Consider the following 3230-nt stretch of genomic DNA (forward strand, 5'->3'; position numbering starts at 1 on the left):
TTGCATGGCATCCTGCACGACTAGCCGGAGAGCGCGTTGATTTTATTTCGGTATTTAACTCGCGAAGTGTTACTCACCATGGCGGCGGTTGCCGGCATTCTGCTGTTGGTAATCATGGGCAGCCGTTTTATACGTTATTTCGCAGATGCGGCGGAGGGTGATTTTCCTGTCACTATTTTAGGCAGCCTGATGATGTTTCACTTGCCTGGCTTTATGGAACTGATACTGCCGCTGTCGTTTTTTCTAGGTATTTTGCTGGCTTACGGTCAGCTCTATATGAACAGTGAGATCACTGTCATGGTCGCCTGCGGGATGAGTCCTACGCGATTGTTGAAAGTAACGCTGCTGCCGGCCAGTGTTGTCGCGGTGCTGGTAGGCATGTGCAGCCTATGGCTGACGCCCTATGGCGCGCTGCAAACGGAAACCATCCTGGAGGAGCAGCGCAGCCGTTTGGATGTGTCTGTGCTCGCGCCGGGGCGCTTTCAGGAGTTCGGTGGCGGGCGCACCGCCTACATAGGCAGCTTTACCAGTGATGGCACTGAGATGCAGGATGTATTGGTACACGAGCAGAATCAGCCGGGCGACGAAAATACCCACGACTATATTACCCGTGCTGCCTCTGGCTATCAGGAAACTCGGATGGATACGGGCAGCCGCTTTCTGGTGCTAGATGGAGGCGAGCGCTATGGCGTGACCCCTGGGCAGCAAAGTGCCGAGCGACTCATCTTTGATCGCTATACGCTGCGCTTAGGGCTAAACAGTAATCGGCAGTCGCTGAACTCCCTTGAATATGCCACTACGCCAGCGCTATGGAATGATTCAAGCCCGCGTGCCCAGGCACAGTGGCAGTGGCGTGCTGGGCTCCCGCTAATGGTGTTTATATTAGCCCTAATGGCGCAACCGCTTTCTCGGGTTAATCCCCGTCAGGGGCGTTTTGGCAAGCTGCTGCCAGCGGTGTTTTTATACGTCGCGTATCTGAGCCTTTTACTTGCGGTGGTCGATGCCATCGGCAGTGAAACGTGGTCCGCCACGCTGGGTGTATGGCCGGTGCATGGACTGTTTTTAGGGTTGGGCCTGCTGCTGCTGTGGCACTCGCAACGGAAGGGAATGCGCTGATGGTGAATCTGCTGATGGTTGACCGCCTGGACCGCTACATCGCCCGTAACGTGCTGGCGGCTATTATTGTGGTTCAGTTCGTGCTGCTGGGCTTGGATATTACGATTGCCTATATCGATAACTTAGGCGATGTGCAGGCCGGCTATACCGCCCTTGATGCGCTGTTCTACTTGCTGATGCGCACGCCGTGGCGCTTCTATCAATATGCTCCGGTGGCGGTGTTAATTGGCGCGTTAATTGGCTTGGGCAGCATGGCCTCTAATAACGAGCTCACCGTTATGCGTGCCTCTGGGCGTTCCCTCGCACGTATTGTATGGGGCGTGATGAAGCCGGTGCTGCTGGTGATTGTCGTGGTGTTGCTGGTGGCTGAATATGTCAGCCCGCGCACCGAACAACACGCTGAGGCGTGGCGCTTAGAAAAGATTCAAGGCGAAGGCACGATGCTGACTAGCCGCAGTGGCTGGCAGATTGAGGGTGACAGCGTCTACCGCTTCGGGGCGATCCGTGCCGATGATGTGGTGCTTGATTTAACCCGCTACCGTTTTGATGACCGGCAGTTAGTGGAAGCCACCTACGCTCAGCGCGCGATTTGGGAAGGCGGGGCCTGGCGTTTGGAAAACGTCTCTACGACGCGCATCTCCGACGATCATACTGAGTCCGATCAGGCCGCAAGCATGGGGTGGGAGACGTCCTTCACCCCCACGCAGCTTGAGCGCTTGCTGCGCGATATAGAAAGCCAGGCGCCCAGTGAACTGTGGTACTACGCAAAGTTCCTCGCTGATCAAGGCCTGCAAAACGACCAGGCGCTGCTGTATTTTTGGCAGAAAATGTTAATGCCGCTCACCATGGGCTCATTAGTGCTGATTGCGGCCTCGTTCGTGTTTGGCCCGCTGCGCACCGTGGCCGCGGGTACCCGCGTGTTTTACGGAGTGATTACCGGCCTCAGCTTTAAATATGTGCAAGACCTTCTGGCGCCTGCATCAACGATTTTCGGATTCTCACCCGTGTGGGCCATCTTGGTGCCGACGCTTGTGTGTGCCGGGGTCGGGATCTATTTCTTACGCCGCAACGGTTAGCAAGATGCGCACGCGACGCTTTACTCAGTTGGGTGATGCGTGGCCAGCAGGCCTAGGCCGCCGCTTAGGCGCCATGCTCTACGACGGCTTTTTGGTTACGGCAATCTGGATTGCTGTGACGGTGGTTCACCTAGTGTTTTTCCGCTATGTGCTGGGCCAGTCGCCAGAAGATATTGGCGCCACCGCCTGCGATGTTTGGAGCCTGCGAATCATGCTGGTCGTGTTTGTCAGCCTGTTTTTTGTTTTCTCCTGGGCGCGCGGCGGCATGACGCTGGGAATGCAGGCATGGCGGCTGCGTGTGCAAACGCGAGAGGGCTATTCACTGAGCGTGACGCAGTGCCTCATTCGCTGCGGCGTTGCGTGGCTATCGCTGCTGACGCTTGGGTCAGGCTATCTGTGGGTGCTGTTCGACCCACAACGACGTAGCTGGCCAGATATTGTGTCTAAAACGCAAACCGTCGTACTGCCAAAAAGCTAACGCGGTCGAATTTGAGCCGAAAAATAATAATTATGCGAAAATTATTGCCTGTAAAAAACGTCGCGGCGCCAATATGTTATCGAGCGGCGGCCGCGTGTTAAGACGAATGCCTCCCAAAAAGCAGTCATTTCTACTTGATAAGATGTATACGAATCATTTACATTCATCTCATAGCTTATATGAGGTGTCGCCATGTACGTTTGTGTGTGCAAGGGAGTAACCGATCATCAGATTCGTCAGCAGGTAAGCGACGGTGCGCGCAGCTGGCGGGAAGTACGCGAAGCAACCGGGTGCGCAACGCAGTGCGGTAAGTGCGCGTGCTATGCCAAATCTATTACTCACGATGCCGTACAAGAAGCGCGTCAAGAAGCCGATATGGGACTTGCTTACGCCGTATGACGCGAATCACTCTTGTTAGAGTTATCGTTTGCAAATGTATGATTTGCTTGAACTTTTAAACACCTTATCTATACTCTCAGAAACGCTGGGAGTATAGCTATTTGCGTCTATACTCTTCTCCAAACGTAACTGCTTGATCGTATTGTCTAAACTAGATTAAA

4 protein-coding genes are annotated in these 3230 nt (G+C 54.4%); all 4 read left to right on the plus strand.

Going from position 1 to position 3230, the window contains the following annotated elements; translation table 11 throughout:
• Positions 1–36 precede the first annotated feature (36 nt).
• The 4 genes from lptF (at position 37) to ACTH5D_RS17695 (ending at position 3069) form a co-directional block, all read left to right on the plus strand.
• Positions 37–1116, plus strand: coding sequence for an LPS export ABC transporter permease LptF (gene lptF / locus ACTH5D_RS17680; protein ID WP_441673518.1), 1080 nt, complete (start codon positions 37–39; stop codon positions 1114–1116).
• Positions 1116–2192, plus strand: coding sequence for an LPS export ABC transporter permease LptG (gene lptG / locus ACTH5D_RS17685; RefSeq protein WP_441673520.1), 1077 nt, complete (start codon positions 1116–1118; stop codon positions 2190–2192). Before lptF ends, lptG begins: the two co-directional genes overlap by 1 nt.
• 4 nt (positions 2193–2196) lie before the next feature.
• Positions 2197–2670: an RDD family protein gene (locus ACTH5D_RS17690; RefSeq protein ID WP_441673522.1), complete on the plus strand. Its 474-nt coding sequence runs from the start codon at positions 2197–2199 to the stop codon at positions 2668–2670.
• Between the two features lie 192 nt (positions 2671–2862).
• The gene (locus tag ACTH5D_RS17695; RefSeq protein WP_441673524.1) at positions 2863–3069 is read left to right on the plus strand and encodes a (2Fe-2S)-binding protein; all 207 of its coding nucleotides are present in this window, start codon (positions 2863–2865) and stop codon (positions 3067–3069) included.
• Positions 3070–3230 lie beyond the last annotated feature (161 nt).

The organism is Halomonas sp. (assembly GCF_052095695.1).
Classification (GTDB): Bacteria; Pseudomonadota; Gammaproteobacteria; order Pseudomonadales; family Halomonadaceae; genus Vreelandella.

Excerpts from the sequence above, each read along its gene's own strand:
- lptG (WP_441673520.1), top strand. The coding sequence starts at position 1,116 with ATGGTGAATCTGCTGATGGTTGACCGCCTGGACCGCTACATCGCCCGT.
- ACTH5D_RS17690 (WP_441673522.1), top strand. The coding sequence starts at position 2,197 with ATGCGCACGCGACGCTTTACTCAGTTGGGTGATGCGTGGCCAGCAGGC.
- ACTH5D_RS17695 (WP_441673524.1), top strand. The coding sequence starts at position 2,863 with ATGTACGTTTGTGTGTGCAAGGGAGTAACCGATCATCAGATTCGTCAG.